Below are 24,383 nucleotides of genomic sequence, written 5' to 3'. Positions count from 1 at the left end.
GAAGGTCGTGTTTCCGGCCGGTGAACAACTCCAAGCTAGCCCTGGATCCTAAATTGGTCACCAATTTACCAAAGTGACGTAGGTCGCTCCCCTGAGCTCTTCTCCTGGACCGATGAGCGCGTTATCGTCCGCCCGCTCCGGGGATCCGCCGCCCCGTCTGATGTACTGGTCAGCGTGTCCACGCAGCCCGAAGCGCCCGATTTCACGTCACTTCTGCGCCCCGTCGTACGGGAGTCCTCGGTCAGTGAGGTGGCCAAGCGGCTCCTTGATCACCTGTCCGAGGGCAACCTGAAGCCGGGCACGCGCCTGCCCGCCGAGCGCCAGCTCGCCGACGCCCTCGGCGTCGCGCGCTCCAGCGTGCGCGGGGCGCTGTCCGCGCTGGACGTCCTGGGCATCATCGAGATCAGGCCGGGCTCGGGCTCGTACGTCCGGGAGGGGACCTCGGAGTTCCTGCCGCGCGCCATCAACTGGGGCCTGATGCTCGGTCAGCGGCGTACGCAGGACCTGGTCGAGGTCCGCACCTTCATGGAGGGCATGTCGGCGCGGCTCGCCGCGGACCGGGCCTCGCGGGAGGACGTCGAGCGGCTGGAGCAGCACCTGGAGCGGATGCGGGAGGCGGGGACGGACGTCAAGGCGTTCATCGAGGCCGATATCGCCTTCCACCTGGAGACGGCGCACATCGCCCGCAACACGGTGCTCAGCGACATCCTCCACTCCATCCGGGCGCTGCTCCAGGTGTGGATGGAGCGGGCGGGAGACATCGAGGGCACGGTCAGCGGGACGCTGCACGAGCACGGGGCCGTGCTCGACGCGATCCGGGCGGGCGACCCGGAGGGGGCGGACGCGGCGATGGCCGAACACATGCGACTGGCGAGCGACCGGCTCCGGCTCTCGCTGAGCGGGACCGACGAACAGGGCGCGGGGGAGTAGGGACTCAGGCCCGCGCCTGCTCGGACGGGGCGGTGTCGTCCTGGGGCGGTGTCTCCTCCTGGGGCGGTGCGGACTGCTCCTGCGGGGCCGTGTCCCGCTGGGACGGTGCGGCCGCTTCCCGCGATGGTGCGGCCGCTTCCTGCGGTGCGGCGGTCTCCTCCCGCGACGCTGCGGTCTCCTCCCGCGACGCTGCGGCCTCCTCCCGCGACGGTGCCGCCGGGCCCGTCTGCTCGGGTACGTCCGCCCGCTCCGGCGGCGCCGCGAGTGCCATCCGCCGCTTCGTCTTCGTTCCGCCCAGCAGCGCCGGCAGCTCGGTCAGGGCGCTGACGCGCCAGTCCGCCGTCTCCAGGACGTCGGGGTGGTCGGCCCACCAATGCCCGTACGGGCCACGGCGGATGTGGGCCGCCCGTAGCCCGCAGGACTTCGCCGGGAACAGGTCGTCGGCGGGGTGGTCCCCCACGTACAGGGTGGAATCCGGCGACGCGCCCGACACCTCCAGGACGCGGGCGAAGAACTCCCGGCCCGGTTTGGCGACGCCCCACTCCTCCGAGGTGACGACCAGGTCGGCCGGCAGGTCCAGCGCCCGCAGCAGCTCTCCCGCCCGCGCCGTCCGGTCACCCGCGACGACGACCCGAAGGCCCAGTGCCCGCAGTTCGGCCAGGGCGGGGCGCACGTCGGGGTAGAGGTCCGTCTCGTCCAGGTGCTCCCCGCGCCCGGCTGCCGCCCGTGCCTGGTACGCCTCGCCGACGTCCATGCCGGGCCGCAGGACGCGCAGCGCGTCGGTGGCGTCGCGGCCCTGCGCGACGGCGGCGCCGACCAGCGCGCTGACCGTGTGCGGCGGGACCCCGAGCCAGTCGGCCCACGAGGCCCAGAGGCGGTCGTCGCGGACGAGGGTTTCTCCGATGTCGAAGACGATCGTTTTCATCACCCCTCCGAGCCTACGGGGCAAGCGGGACATAACGGCCAAGGCGCCAGTGCCGGACCGGCGGTTACGCGCGGAAGAGGCCCTGGTCCGGAAGGAGGGACGCGCTCGTATGCTCGGATCATGACCGTTCCTCAGCGCCCCACGACCAACGCCATGCGGCGCGCCCTCCGGCGGGCCCGCGACGGTGTCGCCCTCGACGTGGCCGAGGCCGCCGTCCTGCTCCAGGCGCGGGGGGATGACCTGACCGACCTCGCCGCGTCCGCCGCCCGGGTCCGGGACGCGGGCCTCGACGCCGCGGGCCGGCCGGGAGTGATCACGTACTCCCGCAAGGTCTTCATCCCGCTGACCCGGCTCTGCCGCGACACCTGCCACTACTGCACCTTCGTCACCGTGCCCGGGAAGCTCAGGCGCGAGGGCCACGGCATGTTCCTGTCGCCGGACGAGGTCCTCGACATCGCCCGCAAGGGCGCCGAAATGGGCTGCAAGGAAGCCCTGTTCACGCTCGGCGACCGGCCCGAGGACCGATGGCCCGAGGCGCGGGAGTGGCTGGAGGCCGAAGGCTACGACGACACCCTGGCGTACGTACGGGCCATGGCGGTGCGGGTGCTGGAGGAGACGGGACTGCTGCCCCACCTGAACCCCGGTGTGATGACCTGGACGGACCTGCAGCGGCTGAAGCCCGTCGCCCCGTCCATGGGCATGATGCTGGAGACGACCGCGACCCGCCTCTGGTCCGAGAAGGGCGGCCCGCACTACGGCTCCCCCGACAAGGAGCCCGCGGTCAGGCTGCGCGTGCTGGAGGACGCCGGCCGGTCCAACGTGCCGTTCACCACGGGCATCCTGATCGGGATCGGCGAGTCGTACGAGGAGCGCGCCGACTCCCTCTTCGAGCTGCGCAAGACGGCCCGTGCCTACCACGGCATCCAGGAAGTCATCGTCCAGAACTTCCGCGCCAAGCCGGACACCGCGATGCGCGGGATGCCGGACGCGGAGCTGGAGGAGCTGGCGGCTGCCATCGCGGTCGCCCGCCACATCCTGGGCCCCTCGGCCCGCATCCAGGCCCCGCCGAACCTCGTCGACGCGGAGTACGCCCTGCTGATCGGCGCGGGCATCGACGACTGGGGCGGCGTCTCACCCCTCACCCCGGACCATGTGAACCCCGAGCGCCCCTGGCCGCACATCGAGGAACTGGCCGCCCGCACCGCCGAGTCCGGCTTCCAGCTGCGCGAACGGCTCACCATCTACCCGGAGTTCATCCAGCGCGGCGAGCCCTGGCTCGACCCGCGCCTCCTGCCGCACGTGCGGGCGCTCGCCGACCCGGAGACCGGCCTCGCCAAGGAGGGCGCGATCCCCGCCGGGCTGCCCTGGCAGGAACCCGACGAGGGCTTCAACGCCTCCGGCCGCACCGACCTGCACCGCACCATCGACACCGAGGGCCGCACCGGCGACCGGCGGAACGACTTCGACGAGGTGTACGGCGACTGGGAGGCCCTGCGCGAGGCCGCGGCCCCCGGCATGGTCCCGTCCCGTATCGACGCCGACGTACGCCAGGCGCTGAGCCAGGCCGCCGACGACCCGACGAAGCTCACCGACGACCAGGCCCTCGCCCTGCTCCACGCCGACGGGCCGGCGCTGGACGAGCTGTGCCGCATCGCGGACACCCTGCGCCGGGACGTGGTCGGTGACGAGGTCACCTACATCGTCACCAGGAACATCAACTTCACCAACGTCTGCTACACCGGCTGCCGCTTCTGCGCCTTCGCCCAGCGGCGTACGGACGCCGACGCCTACACCCTCTCCCTGGACCAGGTCGCCGACCGTGCGGCGCAGGCCTGGGACGTCGGCGCGGTCGAGGTCTGCATGCAGGGCGGCATCCACCCGGACCTGCCCGGCACCGCGTACTTCGACATCGCGCGGGCCGTGAAGGAACGCGTCCCCGGCATGCACGTCCACGCCTTCTCGCCGATGGAGGTCGTCAACGGCGCGTCCCGCACCGGCATGTCCGTCCGCGACTGGCTGACCGCCGCCAAGGACGCCGGACTCGACTCGATCCCGGGCACGGCGGCGGAGATCCTCGACGACGAGGTCCGCTGGATCCTCACCAAGGGCAAGCTCCCGACGGCCGACTGGCTGAACGTCATCAGGACGGCACACGAGACGGGCCTGCGCTCCTCGTCCACGATGATGTACGGCCATGTCGACCAGCCCCGCCACTGGCTCGGCCACTTCCGGACGCTGTCCCGGCTCCAGCAGGAGACCGGCGGCTTCACCGAGTTCGTCACGCTCCCCTTCATCCACACCAACGCCCCGGTCTACCTGGCGGGCATCGCCCGCCCCGGCCCCACCGACCGCGACAACCGGGCGGTCACCGCGATGGCCCGCCTCCTGCTGCACCCGCACATCACCAACATCCAGACCAGCTGGGTGAAGCTCGGCGCGGAAGGCGCCGCCGAGATGCTGCGCTCGGGCGCCAACGACCTGGGCGGGACGCTGATGGAGGAGACCATCTCCCGTATGGCGGGCTCCAGTTACGGCTCGTACCGCTCGATCCAGGACCTGGTCGCCATCGCCGACCTGGCGGGCCGCCCGGCGAAGCCGCGTACGACGCTGTACGGCGAGGTGCCCGAGGAGCGCATCACGGCCGCCACGGCCTCGGACGGCCACCTGCCGGAGCTGCTGCCGGTGCTGGAGGCCTGAGCGGGGTACGGACCGCTTCCGGAGCCGCGCGTCCGGGCTCCGGAAGCAGCCGCTCGCAACCGTGCAACTGCGGAGTGGGCCTCCCGTCGGGTCCGGATCGGCCCCCGCCAGTGGCCCGCGCTCACCCTGCACCCGCTCGTCGCGGGCCCGCACATCATGCCGGTGATCACCGATGTCGCCGAGGCCCGCAAGGACCTGGCGCTCACCACACTGGCGGCGATCACACATGCCGCCGATCCGGACATCGGTGCCATACTGAAAACGCTGTCCACCGCTCTACGGGACGTACCGGAAAGCATCGCCGATCCCCTTGTCGAACTCACCGCACAAGGCCTGGGCAACCGCCCGGCCGCACAACAGTGGAGGAACCTGGTGGCCGTGGACCTCTCTTTCCACAAGTCCTTCATGGCAGAGGAAATCCGGGACGAGGGCCGGACGGAAGGCATTGCGCAGGGCATCCTGCTCTTCCTCGCGCAGGCGGGTGTCGACGTGTCGGACGAGGCGCGTGAACGGATCACCACCTGTGGCGACCTCGACACCCTGAACCGCTGGCTTCTGCGGGCCCCCACCGCCCGGTCGGCCGAGGACGTCTTCGCCGAGGAGCAGGCGGCTCCTCAGCCGAAGTGACCTTCTCCCCCGGGCACGGCGCCCGGGGGTTCTCACCGGTACCCCGTCGCGTCGGCCGGCTTGCCTGCGCCCTCGACCTCGTCCAGGTAGCGCCAGCAGTCGGGGCGGGAGCCGTCGAGGTCGGTGAAGCCGTACTCCTGGGCGAGCTGTCCGCTGGACAGCGACCCGCCGTTCCGGAGCGAGACGCCGGGGTCGCCGGCCAGGGCGGCGACCGCTCGGCCCACGTACGCCGGGCTCTCCGAGATGCAGAAGTGCGGCACCTCGGTGAGCGCGTCGCGCCAGTTCTCCTCGGTCACCCCGAAGGCGTCGAGCATCATCTCCGAACGCATCCAGCCCGGGGTGAGCGCCACAGCCGTCCCGCCGTGCGGCTCCAGTTCGTGGGCGAGGACGAACGCCATGCGCAGCACGCTGTTCTTGACCAGGTCGTAGAAGTAGGAGTTGCGGTAGTTCGCCGTGTTGTACGCAGCCGTCCCGTCGGTCATCTCGACCACGAGCCCGCCCGGCCGCCGGACCAGCAGGGGCAGCAGGAAGTGGCTGGTGATCGCGTGGGTCTCCACGCCCAGCCGGAGCAGCCGCAGCCCGTCGTCGAGGTCGTGCTCCCACACCGGCTTGTCGAACGCGAACAGCCGCTCGCCGCCCCAGACATCGTTGACGAGTACGTCGAGCCGCCCCTGCTCGGCATCGATGCGCCCGGCCAGCGCACGGACCTGCTCGGGCACCAGGTGATCGGTGGGCACCGCGATGCCCGTCCCGCCCGCGGCGGTGACCAGCTCCGCGGTCTCCTCGATCGTCTCGGGCCTGTCGTACTCCGAACGCCGCTCCCGCGTGGTGCGGCCGGTGACGTAGACGGTCGCCCCCGCCGCCCCCAGCTGCACCGCGATGCCGCGCCCGGCACCCCGGGTGGCGCCCGCGACCAGGGCGATCCTTCCGTCGAGTGCCGGTGTCGATGTGTCGGGCATGAATCTCCTCGAGTCCTGTCCGGCTGTGTGACCCGGTCCATGAATGTCATCGCCGGCGACCGGTGAAACCATGCTCGACGCAATACCCGACAGCTTGTGTCGTGTTTCTTCACCGACCTCGACTGCGGCACGGCCCCGACCGCCTCGCCGCACGTGAGGCCGCTGCCCCGACGTCTGGTTCAGCTGCCGTCCGTGCCCTCGCCCGCCGCCGTCGCGATCACGTCGTCCAGCACCTCGCGGGAGCGGCGCAGCTCGTCGATCTTCCGGTCGATGCGGTCACGCTCGACCGACAGGTCGTCGACCAGGCGCGGGGTGGCGATCTCGGAGGGGCCGCCGTCCACGTCCCGTACGCAGGGCAGCAGTTCGGCGATCTTCGGGCTGCTGATCCCGGCCGCGTAGAACTCCTGGATGCGGATCACGCGGTCGATCGCGCCCTCCGCGTAGTCGCGGTGACCGCCGGGGGTGCGGTCGGACGTCAGGAGGCCTTGGGCCTCGTAGTAACGAAGGGAGCGTTCGCTCACACCCGTACGCCTGGCCAGCTCGCCGATCCGCATGGAATTCCTCGCCTCCGGGACTTGAACCTGACACCGGTGTCAATTCTTACCGTTCCGGCATGACGAACGCAGCCACTTCCCCCCGGGCGCTCTTCGAGCCCGTCGCACTCGGCCCCCTCACCCTCCCCCACCGCCTCGTGATGGCCCCGCTCACCCGGAACCGCGCCACGCCCGAGGGCGTACCCACCCCGCTCATGGCCACGTACTACGCGCAGCGCGCCTCGGCGGGGCTGATCATCGCAGAGGCCTCCACGCCGAACCCCGTGGGCCAGACGTACCCGAACATCACGGCGATCCACAGCCCGGCCCAGGTCGAGGGCTGGCGCCGGGTCACCGAGGCCGTACGGGCGGAGGGCGGGCAGATGTTCCTCCAGATCCAGCACGGCGGGCGCGCCGGCCATCCCGACACCAGCGGGCTGACGCCCGTCGCCCCCTCGCCGATCGCGCTGCCGGAGACGATCCACACCCCGGCAGGACGCGTGCCCTCGGTCGTGCCCCGCGAGATGACCACGGAGGACATCCGCACCACCGTGGCGGACTTCGCCTCCGCGGCCCGCAACGCCATCGACGCGGGCTTCGAGGGCGTCGAGGTGCACAGTGCCAACGGCCACCTGCTCCACCAGTTCCTGGGCCAGGGGACCAACCGGCGTACCGACGCCTACGGCGGGCCCGTGGCCCACCGCATCCGTTTCGTCGTGGAGGTGACCGAGGCCGTGGCGGCGGAGATCGGACCCGAGCGGGTGGGCCTGCGCATCTCGCCGTGGAGCACGGTCAACGGCATGGTGGAGGGCGACACCGAGGAGATCTACCCGGCGCTCCTGGCAGCCCTGGCCGGCACCGGCCTGGCCTATCTGCACGTGGGGTACGCCGACCCGGAGGACCCCGTCTTCCAGCGGATCCGGAAGGACTGGGCGGGCACACTGATCGCCAACCCCGTACTGCCGAAGGACCGCATCCCGGAGGACGGCGGCATCGCACAGGCCGAACGGCTGCTGGCCGCCGGAGCCGAGGTGATCGCGCTCGGCCGCCCCTTCCTCGCCAACCCGGACCTGATCCGCCGGATGCGTACGGGCGCCCCGGTCAACCAGGTCCGGGACGCGTACATGATGTACGTGGGCGGGGAGACGGGCTACACGGACTACCCGACGCTGGACGCCGTGGGGTGAGCCACGTGGGCGACGAAGGCGGTCCACGCGGGGGCGGTGACGATGAGGGTGGGGCCGGTGGGGATCTTGCTGTCGCGGACGGGGACGAGACCGGGGTAGCCGTCGGCGACCTCGAGGCAGTTGTTCGCACCGCCGTCGCTGTAGCTGGACTTGCGCCACATCGCGATTTCGAGGTCGGGGATACGGCTCATGATCTCTGCTCCTTCAGGACGCCCCTGATGAACTCGATGGACTCCGGCGGGGGCAACGCCCGGTCCCGCAGCCGATCGTAGGACAGCCGGTAACGCGTCACCGCTGCCGGATCTTCGATGAGCTCGGCGCAGCCGTTGCCTTCCGTGTAGGCAACCGAGGACCCGTCCTCCTGCCAGAGCAGGGTAAGTGAGCCGTCCATGAGGTGGTGGTGCCCCACGGAGAACGGCAGCACCTGGAGCACGATCGAGGGCAGTTGCGCCGAGTCGATGAGGTGGTTCAGCTGCTCTTTCCACATCTTGGTCTCCGGGACCGCTCGACGCAGTGCGTACTCATCGATGATCATCCGGACCGATGGAGCCGGCTTGCGGTGCAGGAGTTGTTGACGGCCCATCCGCGCCACCACCTGCTCCTCCACCAACTCGGCGTCCTCCTGCGTTTCCTGTGTGCCGGACAACGACTCGCGAGCGATGTCCTCCGTCTGCAACAGGCCAGGAATGCCAAGGGTGAAGGTGTGCATGATCCGCGCCGTCGGCTCCAGCCGCATGAACTCCTTGTACCGGTCCTTGAACACCTCCCGGCGGGCCACCTTCCACAGCTGCACCAGCAGCCCGCCCGACTCGTAGTGCCGGTCCAGGTCCTCCATCACCGCCAGTTTGGAGAGCCGCTGGCCGACCTCCAGCCGGTACAGGTAGCTCTTGTCGTACCGCGTCTCCCCGGCGAGCTCGCTGAGCGACTTCCCCGACCGCTCCCGGAGATACCGCAGGGCCCGCCCGAGCGCGGCGCGTCCCGATTCCTCGTCCACGTCGGCCGATGGGTCGGTCATCGTGGCCTCCCGTTGTCCTGTGCGCCGGCAATCGGGCGCCCCTTCCGAGGCTACGGGCGGACGGTGATCATCGGAGTACGAACGGTGAGCATCACCCGATGGAAGACACCCCACACTGCGAGGCGCCCCCATGGCCGATTCCTCCCTCCGCCTGCTGCCCTGGAACTCCCCCGAGGGGAAACCCTGTTACCTGAGTACGGACGATCCCGGCAGCAGGCTGTCGCGTCTGGCCGACGAGGTGGAGGCCGAGCTGATCGCCTGCGGCGAGGAGGTGCTCGGCGGGGCCGAGTCCGTGCTCGCCGACCGGGCCGCGGGGGAGCGGGCCGTGCGGTTCGCGCTCGTACGGACGACCGAGTCCCTGCGGGATGTGCTGCGGGTCGCGGAGTGCCGGCAGGGGCGGGCGCCCCGGGGCGCGGAAGGCCTGTCCGTACGGGAGGACTCCGGCACCCCGGGCGGGTGATGTGCGGCAGAGAGCCTTGACCGTTCCGCCGTCGATGACGAAGTCGGCACCGGTGATATCCAGGTCACACGGGGGCGTGTCACATCCGGGCGGGGCCCATCCGTCGAGGGGGTGTAAGCATCGCGCGACAACGCAGGAGCTGATCATGAACGCTCGACTCGACCTCTTCGGCAACAAGGCTGCCGCCACCTTCCTGAAGCACATCAACATGGCGGGGAAGGTGGTCACCGACCTGGGGCTGCCCGCCGCGACCCAGGAGCTGGTCAAGATCCGGGCCAGCCAGATCAACGGGTGCGGCTTCTGCACCGACATGCACACCAAGGAGGCCACGGAGGCGGGCGAGACGGCCCTCCGGCTCAACCTGATCGCGGTGTGGCGTGAGGCAACCGTCTTCACCGACGCCGAGCGCGCCGCCCTGGAGCTGGCGGAACAGGGGACCCGGATCGCGGACGCGGCCGGCGGGGTGCCGGACGACGTGTGGGCGAACGCCGCCAAGTACTACGACGAGGACCAGCTCATCGCCCTGGTGGCGCTGATCGCCGTCATCAACGCGTACAACCGGCTGAACGTCCTCGTACAGCAGCCGGCGGGCGACTACCGGCCCGGCATGTTCGGCTGACCTCGGCGCGGGCCGGGGGCCGGTTCGGCCCCTCGTGCCGGTGCGATCCGACCCGGGAACCCGCCCCGGAGGGCCGGGCCGGAAACCATGAGGAAAGCCGCGCACACGGGCTCTCGCGTACCAGTCCGTACATTCCGTTCCGCCCCTGAACCGCTCCTTCCGTTCGATTACAGTGCTTGCGCAGTCGCACACGGTAAGACGGACGGAAGGGGCACGGTGAGCACAGGGACCACAGCTGTCTGGGGCCGTGCCCAGCAGCAGGACTTCCGTGGGCGGGTACGGGGCTCGCTGCTCGGCGGCGCCATCGGGGACGCGCTCGGGGCGGGCGTCTCGGGGCTCACGCTGGAGGCGATACGCGCCGCCCACGGGGTGGACGGGGTGGCCGACTTCGTCCCCGTGCACGGCAGGCGGGGCGCGGTCACCGCCGTCACCCAGCTCACCCTCTTCACCGTCGACGGGCTGATCAGGGCCCAGGTCCGCCGGGACACCGGCGCCTGGCACCCGCCGACCGACGTGCACCGTGCCCATCTGCGCTGGGCGGCCACCCAGAGCGCCTGGGGGCCCGACGAACGCCGCAAGGACAACGGCTGGCTGGCCAGGGAGGAGTGGCTGTACACCCGCCGCGCCCCCACCCGGGAGTGCCTCGTCGGCTTCGGCGACGCCACGATGGGCACCCTCGCCGTGCCCAAGAACCCGGCGGCGCGGGACTCGGCCGCGCTCACCCGCTCCGCGCCCTTCGGGCTGCTCGTCGGCTGGGAGCCCCAGCTCGTCCTGCAACTGGCCGTCGAGTGCGCCGCGCACACCCACGGCCATGCGACCGCGCAGCTCGCGGCCGGAGCCCTCGCCGTCATGGTGCACGGGCTGGCCCGCGGCGAGACCCTGGACGGCTCGGTCCAGCGCACCCTGGCCCTGCTCGCCGAACGCCCGGGCAACGAGCAGGTCTCCGAGGCGCTCCGGCAGGCCCTCGGCTCCGTACGCCAGGGGATTCCCGGGCCGGCCCTCATCGAGGCGCTCGGGGACACCGACTCCGCGGAGGAGGTCCTCGCCGTGGCGCTGTACTGCGCGCTGGTCGGTGAGGACATACGTCACGGCCTGCGGCTCGCGGTGAACCACTCCGGGCCGTCCGCGGCCACCGGGGCCGTCTGCGGGGCCCTTCTCGGCGCGCTGCACGGGGAGACGGCGCTGCCGCCGGCCTGGCTGGCGGAGCTGGAGGGGCGCTCGACGCTCCTCGAACTCTCCGACGACTTCGCGATGGAGATGACCCAGGGCCCCGCCCTGCACAGCCCGACCGCCGTCGCCCCGGGCTGGCTGGCCCGCTACCCGAGGGACTAGGGCTCTCCCTCGGGCCTGTCCGGATACGGAGACAGAGACGGAGATGGGCGGGCGCCGCCGCGCCCGCCCACCGTTCATGTGTCCCCTCCGTGAGGGGCGGTCAGTCCTTCACGCCCTCCGGAACTCCCGTGTTCTCGGGGCCGGGCTTCTGCGCCGGGACGGACGCGGCCGCCGCTCCGCCCGCGGGGCTCCCGTCGTCGGAGTTGATCCGGTCGATCAGGGCGTCGCGCTCCGGGGTGTCCTCGGGCTTGATGTAGCCGATGACGACGTAGAGGACCAGCGAGATCGCGAGCGGCAGCGCCACCTGGTACTGCAGGGCGACATCCGTCTTCACCGAACCGTCGAAGTTGTAGTTGGTGAAGTAGAAGGCGAGCAGCCCCGCCGCCCAGCTGGTGAGGGCCGCCGTCGGGCCGGACCGGCGGAACCGGCGCAGCAGGCCGAGCATGAACGGGATCGCGATCGGGCCCATCAGGCCGGCCACCCACTTGATGACGACCGAGATGATGTCCTTGAACGTCGGCGAGTTGATCTGGGTCGCCAGCGCCATCGACAGTCCGAGGAAGGCGAGCGTGGAGAGCCGCGCGGCCAGCAGACCGCTGCGGTTGCTCCAGTTCCGGGCGGCCTTGGAGAAGACCGGTGCGATGTCCCGGGTGAAGACCGCCGAGATCGCGTTGGCGTCGGAGGAGCACATGGCCATCGTGTGCGAGAAGAAGCCGACGACGACCAGGCCGAGCAGACCGTGCGGGAGCAGCTGCTCGGTCATCAGGGCGTAACTGTCCGAGGCGTCGGGCTTCTTGGCCTCGACGAGCAGCGGGGCGACCCACATCGGGAAGAAGAGCACCGTCGGCCAGACCAGCCACAGCACGGCGGAGAGCCGGGCCGAACGGGTGGCGGAGCGCGCGGAGTCCGTGGCCATGTAGCGCTGGGCCTGGTTCCACATGCCGCCGTTGTACTCGAAGGTCTTGATGAAGAGGTACGCGAGCAGGAACGTCACCGTGTACGGGCCGGCCGTCGGGCTGGTGTGCCCCTCGGGCAGCTTGTCCCAGACCGTCCACAGCGAGCTGAAGCCGCCCAGCTTGCTCGTGGCGATGAACAGCATGGCCAGACCGGCGAAGAGCTGGATGATGAACTGCCCCAGCTCGGTCAGCGCGTCGGCCCACAGCCCCCCGACCGTGCAGTAGACGGCGGTGATGGCGCCCGTGATGAAGATGCCCTGGGTCAGGGTGATGCCTGTGAAGACGGAGAGCAGTGTGGCGATGGCGGCCCACTTGGCGCCGACGTCCACGATCTTCAGCAGCAGCCCGGACCAGGCCAGGGCCTGCTGGGTCTGGATGTTGTAGCGGTTCTTCAGGTATTCGAGCGGCGAGGCGACGTGCAGCCGCGACCGCAGCCGGTTGAGCCGGGGCGCGAAGAGCTTCGCACCGATGCCGATACCGATCGCGATCGGCAGCGACCAGGTGACGAAGGACGTGACGCCGTACTGGTACGCGATACCCGCGTAACCGGTGAACATCACCGCGCTGTAGCCGGACATGTGGTGCGAGATGCCCGACAGCCACCACGGCATCTTGCCGCCGGCGGTGAAGAAGTCGCTGACGTTGTCCACGCGCTTGTGCGACCAGAGTCCGATCGCGACCATCACACCGAAGTAGCCGATGAGCACGGCCCAGTCGAGACTGTTCATGTGCCCCCTCCAGGGGTCCGCCTTGTGAACGGGAACGCACTTCGCCAGTACGGCCGTTCAGCGGGGCCCCCGTGCGGGAACGGGGACTTCGGGGATTGAACCGCTTGTCCGGGTCCTCGGTCAAGGTTTTCTCGGTCAGGGATGTGAACGCGGATCAGTAAGCCGAACGATTTTGCTCGTTCTTGACCTTGCGGGGCGTTGTCGCCGACGTGACCACGGCCACACGATGAGCGGGCACTTCGTCAGGCTGTGCAGAGACCGACGCAATCAGGAACGCCCGAGAACGCAGAACGACCGCACGGGATGCGGGTCCCGTGCGGCCGGAGAAAGGGGAAAAGCTGTACGACGTGATGCACGCGCGCTGCCGGCGTCGATTCCGGTACGCGAATGGCGACGCACGATTCCGGTGTGCGATTTCCGGTGCGCTGATTCCGATGGCGGGCCGAGCCCCCTCGGCCAGGACGGCGGACCAGTCGAGAGGGCTCCTGGCGGTCGTGTGCAGTGACCGGCCACGGTGCGGTGCGTGAGGACCGGCGAACCGGTCGGGCGAACCGGTCAGGCGTTGATGGAACCGGACGCCACGTCGCGCACGAAGGTGTTCCACGCTCCCGACACGAAGGAGAGCGAAGGGCCTTCGGGGGCCTTCGAGTCACGCACGGCGATGGCCTGTGTGACGGGCGACTTCACCTCGACGCATGCGCCGTTGCCGCCGGAGTACGACGACTTCGTCCAGTTTTCCGTAGCACCCTGAAGAATGGCCATGTTCACTCCGGTTCAGAGAGTTGATGTGAGAGGCACCAACTTCGATCTGTTGGCGTGATCGACGCTACTCGCCAACATCGCCCGGTGGTGGGGCCGTTCACTCGACCGGATGGCTTATTCCATGCGGGTCTTCCGCTGCGAGGTGGTGGCGGTGTATCTTCCCGCCCCCACCTGGCTCACGGGGCTTTCAGCGCGTGTAGCTCTTGGCGATGTCGCCGATGAACTGACGGGTCTGGTCCACGTTCAGCGCCTGCGCCCGCAGATGCTCGTACATGACGCTGTAGCGCTGCACGTCGTTCGCCTTCTCCAGGTAGAGGTCGCTGGTGACCCCTTCGATGTACACCACGCTGGAGTCCGCGGCGTCGGGGAACTCCAGGATGGCGTACTGGCCGTTGATGCCGGGGTGCGCCCCCATGTCGAAAGGCAGCACCTGCACGGTCACGTGGGGCAGCTGGGACTGCTCGATGAGGTGCTCCAGCTGTTCGATCATGACCTGCTTGCCGCCGACCAGCCGGCGCAGGGCGGACTCGTCGATGACGGCCCAGAGGCGCAGGGGGTGCTCCGGGGCGTTGACCCGGTCCTGGCGGCGGGCCCGGACGTTCACCCGCTTCTCGATGTCGGACGGCGGCGTCTCGGGGAGAGCGCCGTTGATCAGTGCCTCCGCGTACCCCCGGGTCTGCAGCAGGCCGGGGACGACCTGGGGCTCGTACACCCGGAGGGATTCGGCGTCGGTCTCCAGGCCGATGTACACGCTGTAGGGGATGTCGCCGAAGGCGTGCCACCAGCCCTGCTGGCGGGAGTCCTTCGCCATCTGCATCAGGGAGTCGACGACGCGGTGGTCCTCGACCTCGTACACCCCGCAGAGATCGCGTACGTCGCGCTGGCTGATCGAGCGGCGGCCGTTCTCCAGGCGGCTGATCTTCGACTGGGAGACCAGCAGTCGCTCGGCCACCTCCTCCGCCGTCATGCCCTTGATCTCGCGGAGGCGGCGCAGTTCCTGGCCCAGCCGGCGTCGCCTGACAGTGGGATTGACGTTGGTCGGCACGGGAACGGCACCTCCGGCTATGCAGCTGTTGTAGCTGTGCGTATCTGCTTGCTCAGCAGATTGCCACCCGGGGCCCCGGCCGCGCTGGGAAATGGCCACACCGAAATGACCACGCGCAAGAGCGCGGGGCAGCCGGTGGATCCGGCTGCCCCGCGCCTGGTGCGGCTCCCGAACCGGGTCATGGGGACGTCGGTGCGGCGGTATTCGGTACTCCGCGCAACTGTCCGCGCGGTCGTGCTGTCAGTGGACGGAGGTGTGCGCCATGCTGCCTCGGCGCGCTTGCGCTTGCGGCTGCAACGGCACGCTCGCCGTCTGCTGATTACGGCGTGGCTGGACGGCCACGCCGTTCTGGACGTCCATCACGGCATGCGCCACGAGACCGCCCATCGGGTCGTGTCTGATCAGGTCCCGGAGCCGGGAGCGCGACGAGCGCCCCTCGTTCCCGGGGTACAGGTGCTTGCCGAGTCCGACCGCGTGGGCCAGTGCGGCGAGCGCCGCGGTCCGCGGGTCCGGCGGTACGCCGGTGCGGATCGCGTTGTCCAGCCGGGCCTTGATGTCCCGGCTGATTGCCGTGTCCGTCGCCTGGTAGCGAGTCGTCGGCAGCACTCCGCACATCTGGCCCGCCACGGCGTGAACCATGCCGCACCGCTCCAGATGAGCGAGGTAGATCTGGCGAAGTCCCAGTCGGGGTCCGCCGATCCAGTGGACGGCCCGGACCGGACTGCCACGACGGCGCAGCAGTTCCAGTGCGGAGTCCAGAGTCGGATCTCCTGTCGGCCGTGGCATCACCACGGCGATACGATCCCCGTCAGGGGCTATCCGTCCTGCCAGAGCCAGCTCCACTAGCTGTGCCCCGGCCAGGCCGAGGTCGAGCGACTGCGGCTGCGCTGTGGTACCCGTGGTCGGGTCCAGAGCGAGCAGCAGAAGCTCCTCCGGAATTGTTCTGCGGCTCCTGCCCATCCATGCCTCCCCGCGTGGATGTCTGACAGGGTGACCCCTCTCACATTGGTCTGTCGAGGGTGCCTGGGTGCTTTGTGAGGGAACCGTTAGGTATGTCGTTCTCGTCTAGCGGCTCGGTCAAGGGTTCACACAGGACACTGGTAGATGGTTCGGACACAGTGCGGGCATGTCCCCGCGGCGCACAAGGAGGTATCGGTGGCGGGCGAGTCCCCCGACAAGTCGGAGCAGCGGAAGTCGTCGGGGTCGGCTGAGGAGCGCGATCCGCGTCTCGCCGTGTTCCGTGAACCGGTCGCTGCGGCGGGCGGGAACACAGCGGGCGGGACGGCGGGAGCCGCGAAGGACAGCAAGACGGCTGTCTTCCGTCTGCCGCGTTCCGCGGACGCCGACGCGTCCGCGGGCCGCGAGAGCACGGATGCCCCTGCGGGTGCCGGGGGCCCGGCGGGCTCGGAGGGCCCCGAGGAGGCCTCCACGCCTCGCGGTGGGGCCGGGGAGCCCGCGGAGGCGGAGGGCGCTGCCGGGGAGGCCACGAAGGCGCCTGAGGCGCCTGTGGACGCTACCGGGCCCGTTCCGGGCGGCACGGGGGCCCGTTCGGGCTCCGAGGGCGAGGACGGGGCTGAGGACGAGGACAGGGCCGAGGTCGAGTCCGAGGCTGCCGAGGGCCCTGGCGCCGACGAGCGGGCCGAGGCCGCTTCCGGGGACGCCGCTGCGGACGCTGTCGGGGATGCCTCCGACGTCGGTGAGGATGCCGACGCCGGTACGGGCGATGACGCCGAGGCCGGCGAGCAGCCCGAGGCCGCTTCCGGCTCCGCGGCCGGGTCCGGGTCGGAGTCCGGCTCCGGCTCCGGCGATGAGCCGACGCCGACCGACGCCCGCCTCCGCGCCGCCGTAGCAGCCTGGGTGGCGACCGGTCCCGACGAGGAAGCCGCAGCTCAGGGCGGTACCACCGCCGACGACAAGGCGTCCGGGGACGACGACAAGCCGTCCGGGGACAGTGGCGAGGCGGCCGGTGGGAGCGCTGCCGTTTCCGCCGACCCCAAGGCCACCACCCCCACCGACCGGAAGGCCGCGGCCCCCGCCGGCGAGAAGCCCGCGGACACCGACGAGCCCCCGGCCGACGCCGACGCCGACGCCGACGCCGACGCCGACGCCGACACGGACGACGCCAAGGCCCCTGCGGCCGACGCTGACGACGACGCCAAGGCCCCCGCAGCGGATGCCGACGCCGACTCCGACGCGGACGCCGAGGCCCCCGCAGCCGACGCGGACAAGGCCTCCGCCGACGCCCCCCGCGTCCCGAAGACCCGCGCGGAGGCCGACCCCGCGAAGGACGCCGACCCCGCTTCCGACGGGCGAGGAATCGATCATCCGACCGCCGTCTTCAAGGCCCCCCGCGCCGAACGCGTCGACCAGCCGACGACCGCGCTGAAGCTCCCGTCCAAGGAGAAGGAGGCCGCGCGCAAGCCCGCCTCCTGGGCTGCCAAGGCATCCGGAGCCGCCGGAGCCGCCGGGTCCGCCGGGGCTCCCGAGGCCCCGGAGTCCCCCGCCGAGCGGACCAGCAAGTTCGTGCCGCTGCGCTCGGACGACGTACGCCCCGCGCCCGTCGTCGGTCCGACCATCACCCCGGACGTCGCGGCCGGCCCCGGCACCCCCGCGAGCCCCGGGGCGGGTATCCCCGAGGCCGAGCGGACCAGGCAGCAGCCCATGCCGCCCCGGCCGCCGCTCGACCTGCTCGCCGAGCTGACGAACACCCCGCCGCCCCCGGAGACCCCGGTCCGCACCGCGGTCCGGCGGGTCAAGATCTGGACCCCGCTCCTCCTGCTCGTACTGATCATCTTTGCGATCGCGCAGGCGGTGCGTCCGCTGCCCGACCCCACGCTGACCCTCTCCGCCGCACCCACGTACACCTTCGGCGGCGAGAAGCTGGACATGCCGTGGCCGGAGGACGGACAGGGCGCCGTCGAGGTCGAGGGCGTCGGCAGCATCGGCACGTACGGCGAGGAGAAGTCCGCCCCGATCGCGAGCGTCGCGAAGATCATGACCGCGTACGTGATCCTCCAGGGCCACCCGATCACCGGCAAGCAGGCGGGCGACCAGATCGTGGTCGACGCGAAGGCCGGTGAGGAGGCGAACCGCCCCGACGAGTCGACGGCGCCGATCAAGGAGGGCCAGAAGTACACGGAGCGTCAGATGCTCCAGCTCCTCATGATCCCGTCCGGCAACAACGTGGCGCGGCTGCTGGCCCGCTGGGACGCCACCACCGAGAAGGCGTTCGTCGAGAAGATGAACGCGGCCGCGAAGGACCTCGGGATGACGAACTCGGTCTACACGGACCCGAGCGGTCTGGAGGCCACCACCCGGTCCACCCCCGCGGACCAGCTCAAGCTGGCCAAGGCGGTCACGCAGAACGACGTCTTCCGCGAGATCGTGAACATGCCCCAGGCCGAGATCCCGGGCATCGGCAAGACGATCTACAACAACAACAACATCCTGCTGGAGCCCGGCGTCAGCGGCATCAAGACCGGTTCGTCGACCCCAGCGGGCGGCAACCTGATCTGGACGGCCGAGACGGTCATCGACGGCAAGACCCGGCGGATCATCGGCGCCGTGATGGGTGCCGACACCGACGGGACCCTGGACGCCAAGCTGCAGCGTGCCCTGCAGAGCAGCCTGGCGCTGATCCAGACCGCCCAGGAGGGCGTCGACTCCGCGGCCGTGGTCAAGAAGGGCCAGGTCGTCGGGTACGTCGACAACGGCTTCGGCACGCGGACGCCCGTGGTCGCCACCAAGGACCTCAAGGCCGTCGGCTGGGGCGGGCTCCAGGTCGACCTCAAGCTGACGGACGGCGGGAAGACTCCCGCCCACGTGGCGAAGGCGGGCACCGTCGTCGGTGAGGTCTCCGTCGGCACCGGCACGGGCAAGGTGTCGGTCCCCGTCGCCCTGCAGAGCGGGATGACGGAAGCCGGCTTCGGCGACAAGCTCACCCGCATCACCTGACGGGCCGGCCCCCCGCCCCCGCTCCGGCGGGGACGGGGGGCCCGTCCGCCGATGGGGCAGCGCGGTGAAAATGCCGCATGCTAGCGTCCCGAAAGCAACGGACGGGCGCCGGGACGCGTCTGTCCGCATACGGATGAGGCCCGTGCGGTACTAGGACGGTTCGGCAGGCCCGGGCAAGGACGGGGAGAGTCGCAGTGACCACCGCTGAGCCGACACGGGCCGACGCCGACAGGCCGGCCGAGGATGTACCCGTCCGGATCCCGGCCGGAGACCTCGACGGCGCCGACAGCTCGATACGGAGCCGTCTGCGGCGCCACCCGGTGCTGCTGACGACCGCGGTGGCCGCGGCCGTGCACCTCCTCTGGTTCTTCTTCTTCGCCAACAGCGGCGGCGACATCGCCGCCCAGGACGCCTGGGCCGAGTTCGTCGGCCGCCACCCCGGGACCGCGTACAACCTCGCCTGGTACGGGGGCATGCACCCGGTCTCGTACAGCGTGGTGTCGCCGTACCTGATGTCCCTGCTCGGCGTCCGGTCCACGATGATGGTCGTCGGCACCGTGTCCTCGGCGCTCACCGCCCTGATCCTGGTGCGGGTGCCCGCGGTCCGTAACCCCCTCGCGTGCGCGCTCGCCGGGGTCTTCGCCTACCTGTGCAACGCCCTGTCGGGCCGGGTGACGTTCGGGCTCGGCATGATGTTCGCGCTCGGCGCCGTCGCCGCCGTCTTCTGCTGGCCCCACCGCTGGCGCTACAAGCGCTGGGCGAAGGCCGGTGTCGCCGCGCCGCTGGCCGGGCTCGCGACGGCGGGCAGCCCCGTCGCCGGGCTCTTCCTGGGCGTGGTCGCGGCGGCGCTGTTCCTGAACAAACGGCGCCCCGGGGCGTACGCGCTGGGCGTGGCCCCCGTCGTGGTGGTGGTCCTGTCCGCGTGGCTGTTCCCGTTCTCGGGCACCCAGCCGATGGCCCTGGGCACCCTGTCGCTGCCCTTCCTGTACTCGGTGTTCGTCTTCTTCCTGGTGCCCCGGGACTGGCACACCGTGCGGACGGCCGCCGCGGTCTACGGCGCCGGGACGCTGCTGACCTACGTGGTCGACTCGCAGATCGGCTCGAACGTGTCGCGCATGGCGATGCTGTTCGCCGGTGTCGTCCTGCTCGCCGCGCTCCCGTACACCGCGCCACGCACCCGGCGCTGGTACGCGCTGGTCATCGTCTTCGCCGGGCTGAACTTCTGGATCGGCTTCAAGGGCGTCGACGACATCGTCCGTACCGCCCCGACCGCGTCCTGGAACCGTTCGCTGGCCCCGCTGGTCAACCAGCTCCAGCGGGTCGGCGCGGAGCGCGGCCGGGTCGAGGTCGTGCCCCCGAGCAGCCACCGCGAGGCCTCGGCGCTCCTGCCGCACGTGAATCTGGCCCGCGGCTGGAACCGCCAGGCCGACATGAAGCGCAACCCGCTCTTCTACGACGACACCCTCAACGCGGTGAACTACCGCGAGTGGCTGGACCGCTGGGCCGTGCACTACGTGGTGCTGCCGACGGGGAAGCCGGACTCGGGAGCCCTTCAGGAGACGGCGCTCGTCGAGAAGGGACTGCCGTATCTGAAGGCGGTCTGGCGCGACGCCAACTGGAAGCTGTTCCGGGTCGTCGACCCGGTGCCGCTCGCCGACCCGCCCGCGACCGTGGAGCGCGCCGGTGAGGACACGCTGACGATCCGCGTGCAGTCGGCCGGCCGGGTGCTGATCCGGATCCCGTACTCCCGGTGGCTGGCCGTCGTCGACGACGAGGGCAAGGGCGTGGAACGGCCGCAGGAGACCGAGGAGTCCAAGAAGCGTTCGGCGGAGGACGGGGACGCCCCGAAGGAGTTCACCAACGACCACGGCTGCCTCATCAAGGTGGAGGAGGACGGGGACGGCGACGAGTGGACCGAACTCCTCGCACCGCGTCCGGGGGTCTACCGTCTGGCGGGGCCGTACCAGTTCCAGCCGGGCACCCCGTGTCCCGAGGAACTGCGCCAATAGTGCGGGAACTCTCCCTCAGGGCGGGCAGCACTGGCATGGTGTGCTGCCATGAGGTGCCAACATTGCGGCGGCGAACACATCGGTCCGCTGCCGGGCATGGTCTGCCCCCGGTGCGGTTCCGTGGCGCGCTCCCCTCGCGGGGGCGGTTCCTGGATCGCCCAGGAGACGCTGATGGGCCGGGTCTCGACGCTGCCCCGACGGCGGAAGGCGCTGCTGGCGGCGGGGGTCGTGGTCGCCGCGGGCAGTCTGGCCACCGCGGTGTCGCTGCTCGCCACCGGGTCGGGCAGCGCACGCCCGGAGCCCGCGGGCCGGGCCGGCGCCGTACCGGCCCCGATCGGCGGCGGGGTCCCGACCCGGATCGGACCGACGGGGCCCGGGGGCATCGGAGCGCCGTCCGGTGACGTGACCTCCGACCCCACCGACCCCACCGACCCCTCCGAACTCCCCGAACCCTCCGACGGTACGGACCGCTACCGCTACTCCGCGTGGGCCGGCCCCGGCTGCACGACGGGCGAGTACGCGGAGTACGGGCGCTTCGAGCGCGGCGACGCGGGCTGGTACACCGTCGACTCGGGTGGCTTCACGGGAGGCTCCTGCGACGGCCGGTTCAGCGCGGTCCCGATGTCGGGGAGCCCGGTCCAGGACCGGGGGAGCAGCGCCGTCTGGTCCTGGCACCTGGGGGCGGGCTTCCGCGAGTGCGCGCTGACGGTGTTCGTACCGAGAAGCGTCCGCGACCGCGACGTGGCGGGCGACCCGACGGTCTACCGGGTCCTGTCCGACCCGCGTGACACGGACTCGGCCTATACGGGCTTCGCCGTGCACCAGCCGGAGCACCGGGGCACCGCGGTCGACGTACGGAGCTACCCGGTCAAGGGGGACACCTTCGCCGTGCAGCTGGTCGACCGGGGCCGGGACTGGGGCGACGCGGCGCTGGTGGGCGCGCACCACGGGGCGGCGCAGCTGAGGGCCTCCTGCCGCTGACGCGCCGCGGGGGGAGGCAGCACCGTGGCATCACCGTACGTACGCCCTGTCCCGTTCCGTCACCAGCCCGGCAGGACCGGCGGACCTGAGCACCACGTCCAGCGCACGGTCCGGGTCGGAGGCGTAACACCCGCTGGCCCAGGCGGCATTGGCCTCGACGACGGCCCACTGTCCGGCATCGGTGCGGCCGACGTCGACGACGATCGCGGACGGCAGCGTGTGCCCGGCGGCGGCCAGCAGGTCCGAGCCGAACGCGCGTGCCTCGGCGGACAGCGGAGCCAGGCCCAGCTGCCCCGAGACGGCGTACCGACTGCCGGTGTGGACCTGCCCGTCGAGCAGATACAGCCGGTACTCCGCGTCGAACACCACGACATCGCTCACCAGCACCACCGTCTCCGGGCCGACCGCGTCCGGCCCGGGCAGCCGGGACCCGTCCGCGTAGACCAGCGCCGGAATGCCCTTGTCGTTCGGCGACTTGACGAAGACCGGGCGGCGCAGACCGTACGCCTCATGGATCGGGACGGCGCGGATCTCACGCCGGACGAACGCGGCGGGCAGCCGGGCCAGCCAGTCGGCGGGAGCTTCGAGCGGTGCGACGCCCAGCGCGGGCGCCACGGCGTCGGCGAAGGAGGGACCGGCGTGCAGATACGCGTCCCCGCCGCGCAGCCCCTCGGGCACCTCCTGGTCCGGCAGCTGCACGGTGTGCAGATCTCGCCGCCGGGCGCTGTCGCGGATCATCCGGGCGGACGCGGTGAGACGGGGTGGAAGTACGAGGGGCATGGGCATGGATCCTGCCGCAGCGGCGCCGCGCCGCCCACCCGATTTCGGTCGACAACGCCCGCCCGGTTCGGCTTGCATGGGCCGGGTGCACGCCAACGAGACGAAGACCGACGCGGCACTCGTACGACGCCTGCTCGCCGCGCAGTTCCCCGCCTGGGCGGATCTCCCGGTCGAGCCGGTCCGCTCGTCCGGCACGGTCAACGCCATCTACCGGCTGGGCACGGACCTGACCGTGCGGCTGCCCCGCGTCGAGGGCGGCTCGCGGGACGTGGCGACGGAACACCGCTGGCTGCCCCACCTCGCCCCGCACCTCCCTCACGCCATCCCCGCTCCGCTGGCCCAGGGCGTGCCCGGTGAGGGCTACCCGTGGTCCTGGTCGGTGTGCCGCTGGCTCGACGGCGCCAACCCGGGCGCCGGAGCGGGCGGCGCAGAACTCGCTTGCGACATCGCGGAGTTCGTCCTCGCGCTACGCCACGTGGACGCAACCGACGGCCCACCGGCCTTCCGCAGCGAACCACTGGCCGCACGGGACACGGCCACCCGGGGTGCTCTGGACGCACTGCACGGCGTGATCGACACGGGGGCCGCAGCCGACGCCTGGGCGGCCGCGCTGCGGGCCCCTGCCCCCGAGGGCCCGGCCGTATGGGTCCACGGGGACCTCCAGCCGGGCAACGTCCTGGTCACGGGCGACGGGCGGCTGAGCGCGGTCATCGACTTCGGCTGCATGGGCCTGGCCGACCCCGCGGTCGACCTGATCCCGGCCTGGTACCTGCTCCGGGCCGAGGCGAGGCCGACCTTCCGTACGCGGGTGGGGGCGGACCCGGCGACGTGGGAGCGGGCGCGGGGCTGGGCGCTGTCGATCGCGCTCATGGAGCTCTCGTACTACCGGACGTCGAACCCGGTGATGGCGGGGACGGCACGGCGGGTGATCGGGGAGGTCGTGGGGGAGAGGGGCTGACGGAGCGAAGGCCGTCAGGGGGTGTCATCCGTCCGCGCTCCCGGCCCTTGCCGGTGGCGCGGGGCCGCGATCGGTCCCCTGTTCCGGTCGCGGCCCCGTGGGCGTCGAGCTTGGTCACGGGCAGCAGCCACCAGTCTCGACGGGCGCTGGCGGGCCTGCTTCGGTGACGGGGCCCGCGCAGCAGGTGCTGTTCTTCTGCTTGGCCATTGAGTCGGCGTCTGCCTTGACGACGTAGACCTCCCACGGTTCCTTGCCGGGGCCGTGGACCCAGACCTTGTCCTGGAGGGCGTAGCAGCAGGTGGTGTCGTTCTCGATGTCGGTCGCCAGCCCTTGGTCCTGGAGACGGGTCGTGGCGGAGTGGACCTCTTCGGTGGTGGCGACTTCGACGCCGAGGTGGTCCATGCGTGTGTCTGCGTCCGGTGTGCCCTGTACAAGGACCAGCTTGAGCGGTGGGTCGGCGATGGCGAAGTTGGCGTACCCGTCGCGCAGTTTGGCCGGCTCGGTGTCGAAGAGCTTGCTGTAGAAGGCGATTGATGATTGGAGGTCGGGGACGCGCAAGGCGAGTTGTATGCGTGACATGACGTTCCTCCAGACTCGGAGTGGTAGCGCCCAGGCCGGGAGTGGCCTGGGTGCGGTGTTTCAGGACCCGCAGCACCCACCGGACGCTGTGTCCTCGGCGACTGCGACCGGCACGGAGATGCCGGTGCCGATCTGTACGAGGGCGGGTGCCGGAGCGCAGCAGCCGCCTTCGGCCTGGCCGACGGCGGGGTCGTCGAAGAGTCCGGCGCCGCCGCAGACTCCGGTTTCGGGGAGGGTGAGTTCGACGCGGTCGGCGGACTCCGTGTCACCGGCGAGCGCGGCGGTGACAGAGCGGACCTGTTCGTAGCCGGTCATGGCGAGGAAGGTGGGGGCGCGGCCGTAGGACT

20 protein-coding genes and 3 pseudogenes are annotated in these 24,383 nt (G+C 71.2%); 11 read left to right on the top strand and 12 right to left on the bottom strand.

Features of this window, described 5'->3' with window-relative positions; translation table 11 throughout:
* Positions 1-174 precede the first annotated feature (174 nt).
* A complete protein-coding gene (locus JKV81_RS22660; protein WP_187281927.1) occupies positions 175-930 on the top strand; it encodes a FadR/GntR family transcriptional regulator in 756 nt (251 codons plus the stop codon).
* Positions 931-1,210: 280 nt separating this feature from the next.
* Here the strand turns inward: JKV81_RS22660 and JKV81_RS22655 are convergent.
* Positions 1,211-1,855 (bottom strand): annotated as a pseudogene (locus tag JKV81_RS22655) (HAD family hydrolase); the annotation flags it as partial.
* A gap of 120 nt (positions 1,856-1,975) precedes the next feature.
* On the opposite strand from JKV81_RS22655, the gene JKV81_RS22650 reads away from it, so the two are divergent.
* Both JKV81_RS22650 and JKV81_RS22645 read left to right on the top strand, forming a co-directional pair.
* A complete protein-coding gene (locus JKV81_RS22650) occupies positions 1,976-4,552 on the top strand; it encodes a bifunctional FO biosynthesis protein CofGH (protein WP_129264076.1) in 2,577 nt (858 codons plus the stop codon).
* Positions 4,553-4,606: 54 nt separating this feature from the next.
* A pseudogene (locus JKV81_RS22645) lies at positions 4,607-5,179 on the top strand (hypothetical protein); the annotation flags it as partial.
* Between the two features lie 32 nt (positions 5,180-5,211).
* Here JKV81_RS22645 and JKV81_RS22640 read toward each other — a convergent pair.
* Together JKV81_RS22640 and JKV81_RS22635 are read right to left on the bottom strand one after the other, a co-directional pair.
* Entirely contained in the window at positions 5,212-6,138 is a 927-nt protein-coding gene (locus tag JKV81_RS22640) for an SDR family oxidoreductase (RefSeq protein ID WP_129264072.1), read from the bottom strand.
* A gap of 179 nt (positions 6,139-6,317) precedes the next feature.
* Positions 6,318-6,692 carry a MerR family transcriptional regulator gene (locus tag JKV81_RS22635; protein ID WP_124277490.1) on the bottom strand — a complete coding sequence of 125 codons (375 nt, stop codon included), beginning with the start codon at positions 6,690-6,692 and terminating at the stop codon, positions 6,318-6,320.
* Positions 6,693-6,751: 59 nt separating this feature from the next.
* Here JKV81_RS22635 and JKV81_RS22630 point away from each other — a divergent pair, with 59 nt between their 5' ends.
* Positions 6,752-7,858 (top strand): alkene reductase, encoded by a 1,107-nt coding sequence (locus tag JKV81_RS22630; protein WP_202077485.1) that lies wholly within the window; start codon positions 6,752-6,754, stop codon positions 7,856-7,858.
* Here JKV81_RS22630 and JKV81_RS22625 read toward each other — a convergent pair.
* Both JKV81_RS22625 and JKV81_RS22620 read right to left on the bottom strand, forming a co-directional pair.
* The gene (locus JKV81_RS22625; RefSeq protein WP_129264068.1) at positions 7,831-8,049 is read right to left on the bottom strand and encodes a DUF397 domain-containing protein; all 219 of its coding nucleotides are present in this window, start codon (positions 8,047-8,049) and stop codon (positions 7,831-7,833) included. The genes JKV81_RS22630 and JKV81_RS22625 overlap by 28 nt on opposite strands.
* Positions 8,046-8,873, bottom strand: coding sequence for a helix-turn-helix domain-containing protein (locus JKV81_RS22620; RefSeq protein WP_202077483.1), 828 nt, complete (start codon positions 8,871-8,873; stop codon positions 8,046-8,048). The genes JKV81_RS22625 and JKV81_RS22620 overlap by 4 nt, the downstream gene beginning before the upstream one ends.
* Positions 8,874-9,003: 130 nt before the next feature.
* On the opposite strand from JKV81_RS22620, the gene JKV81_RS22615 reads away from it, so the two are divergent.
* From JKV81_RS22615 to JKV81_RS22605, 3 genes are all read left to right on the top strand, one after another.
* Complete coding sequence (locus JKV81_RS22615) at positions 9,004-9,333, top strand: hypothetical protein (protein WP_202077481.1); 330 nt, start codon at positions 9,004-9,006, stop codon at positions 9,331-9,333.
* 145 nt (positions 9,334-9,478) lie between these two features.
* Positions 9,479-9,952, top strand: coding sequence for a carboxymuconolactone decarboxylase family protein (locus tag JKV81_RS22610; protein WP_124277485.1), 474 nt, complete (start codon positions 9,479-9,481; stop codon positions 9,950-9,952).
* A 216-nt stretch (positions 9,953-10,168) separates the two neighbouring features.
* Complete coding sequence (locus JKV81_RS22605) at positions 10,169-11,284, top strand: ADP-ribosylglycohydrolase family protein (RefSeq protein ID WP_124277484.1); 1,116 nt, start codon at positions 10,169-10,171, stop codon at positions 11,282-11,284.
* 100 nt (positions 11,285-11,384) lie between these two features.
* Here JKV81_RS22605 and JKV81_RS22600 read toward each other — a convergent pair whose 3' ends face one another.
* The 4 genes from JKV81_RS22600 to JKV81_RS22585 all read right to left on the bottom strand — a co-directional run bounded on the left by JKV81_RS22600 (position 11,385) and on the right by JKV81_RS22585 (position 15,735).
* Entirely contained in the window at positions 11,385-12,968 is a 1,584-nt protein-coding gene (locus JKV81_RS22600; protein ID WP_202077479.1) for a sodium:solute symporter family protein, read from the bottom strand.
* A 555-nt stretch (positions 12,969-13,523) separates the two neighbouring features.
* Entirely contained in the window at positions 13,524-13,730 is a 207-nt protein-coding gene (locus JKV81_RS22595; RefSeq protein ID WP_014155679.1) for a DUF397 domain-containing protein, read from the bottom strand.
* A gap of 187 nt (positions 13,731-13,917) precedes the next feature.
* Positions 13,918-14,775: a helix-turn-helix domain-containing protein gene (locus JKV81_RS22590; RefSeq protein ID WP_099177735.1), complete on the bottom strand. Its 858-nt coding sequence runs from the start codon at positions 14,773-14,775 to the stop codon at positions 13,918-13,920.
* A gap of 240 nt (positions 14,776-15,015) precedes the next feature.
* Positions 15,016-15,735, bottom strand: coding sequence for a GOLPH3/VPS74 family protein (locus JKV81_RS22585; protein ID WP_099177736.1), 720 nt, complete (start codon positions 15,733-15,735; stop codon positions 15,016-15,018).
* 195 nt (positions 15,736-15,930) lie between these two features.
* Between JKV81_RS22585 and JKV81_RS22580 the strand changes: the two genes are divergently transcribed.
* The 3 genes from JKV81_RS22580 (at position 15,931) to JKV81_RS22570 (ending at position 21,719) form a co-directional block, all read left to right on the top strand.
* Positions 15,931-18,729: a D-alanyl-D-alanine carboxypeptidase family protein gene (locus JKV81_RS22580; RefSeq protein WP_202077477.1), complete on the top strand. Its 2,799-nt coding sequence runs from the start codon at positions 15,931-15,933 to the stop codon at positions 18,727-18,729.
* A gap of 194 nt (positions 18,730-18,923) precedes the next feature.
* Positions 18,924-20,738, top strand: a complete 1,815-nt coding sequence (locus JKV81_RS22575; protein ID WP_202077475.1) for a DUF8823 domain-containing protein — start codon at positions 18,924-18,926, stop codon at positions 20,736-20,738.
* Positions 20,739-20,834: 96 nt separating this feature from the next.
* Entirely contained in the window at positions 20,835-21,719 is an 885-nt protein-coding gene (locus JKV81_RS22570) for an adhesin (RefSeq protein WP_202077511.1), read from the top strand.
* A 30-nt stretch (positions 21,720-21,749) separates the two neighbouring features.
* Here the strand turns inward: JKV81_RS22570 and JKV81_RS22565 are convergent, their stop codons facing one another.
* Complete coding sequence (locus JKV81_RS22565; protein ID WP_202077473.1) at positions 21,750-22,499, bottom strand: ATP-grasp domain-containing protein; 750 nt, start codon at positions 22,497-22,499, stop codon at positions 21,750-21,752.
* 76 nt (positions 22,500-22,575) lie between these two features.
* Here JKV81_RS22565 and JKV81_RS22560 point away from each other — a divergent pair, with 76 nt between their 5' ends.
* Positions 22,576-23,457 carry an aminoglycoside phosphotransferase family protein gene (locus JKV81_RS22560; protein ID WP_202077471.1) on the top strand — a complete coding sequence of 294 codons (882 nt, stop codon included), beginning with the start codon at positions 22,576-22,578 and terminating at the stop codon, positions 23,455-23,457.
* 114 nt (positions 23,458-23,571) lie between these two features.
* Here JKV81_RS22560 and JKV81_RS22555 read toward each other — a convergent pair whose 3' ends face one another.
* On the bottom strand, positions 23,572-24,036 hold the full coding sequence (locus JKV81_RS22555; RefSeq protein ID WP_129264052.1) for an ArsI/CadI family heavy metal resistance metalloenzyme: 465 nt from the start codon (positions 24,034-24,036) through the stop codon (positions 23,572-23,574).
* Positions 24,037-24,096: 60 nt separating this feature from the next.
* Positions 24,097-24,383: pseudogene (locus JKV81_RS22550) on the bottom strand (flavoprotein); the annotation flags it as partial.

Origin of the sequence: Streptomyces silvae (genome assembly GCF_016745505.1) — a bacterium.
GTDB lineage: Bacteria > Actinomycetota > Actinomycetes > Streptomycetales > Streptomycetaceae > Streptomyces > Streptomyces silvae.
The sequence above is the reverse complement of the archived record's forward strand: the minus strand, read 5'-3'. Positions and strand labels throughout refer to the sequence as shown.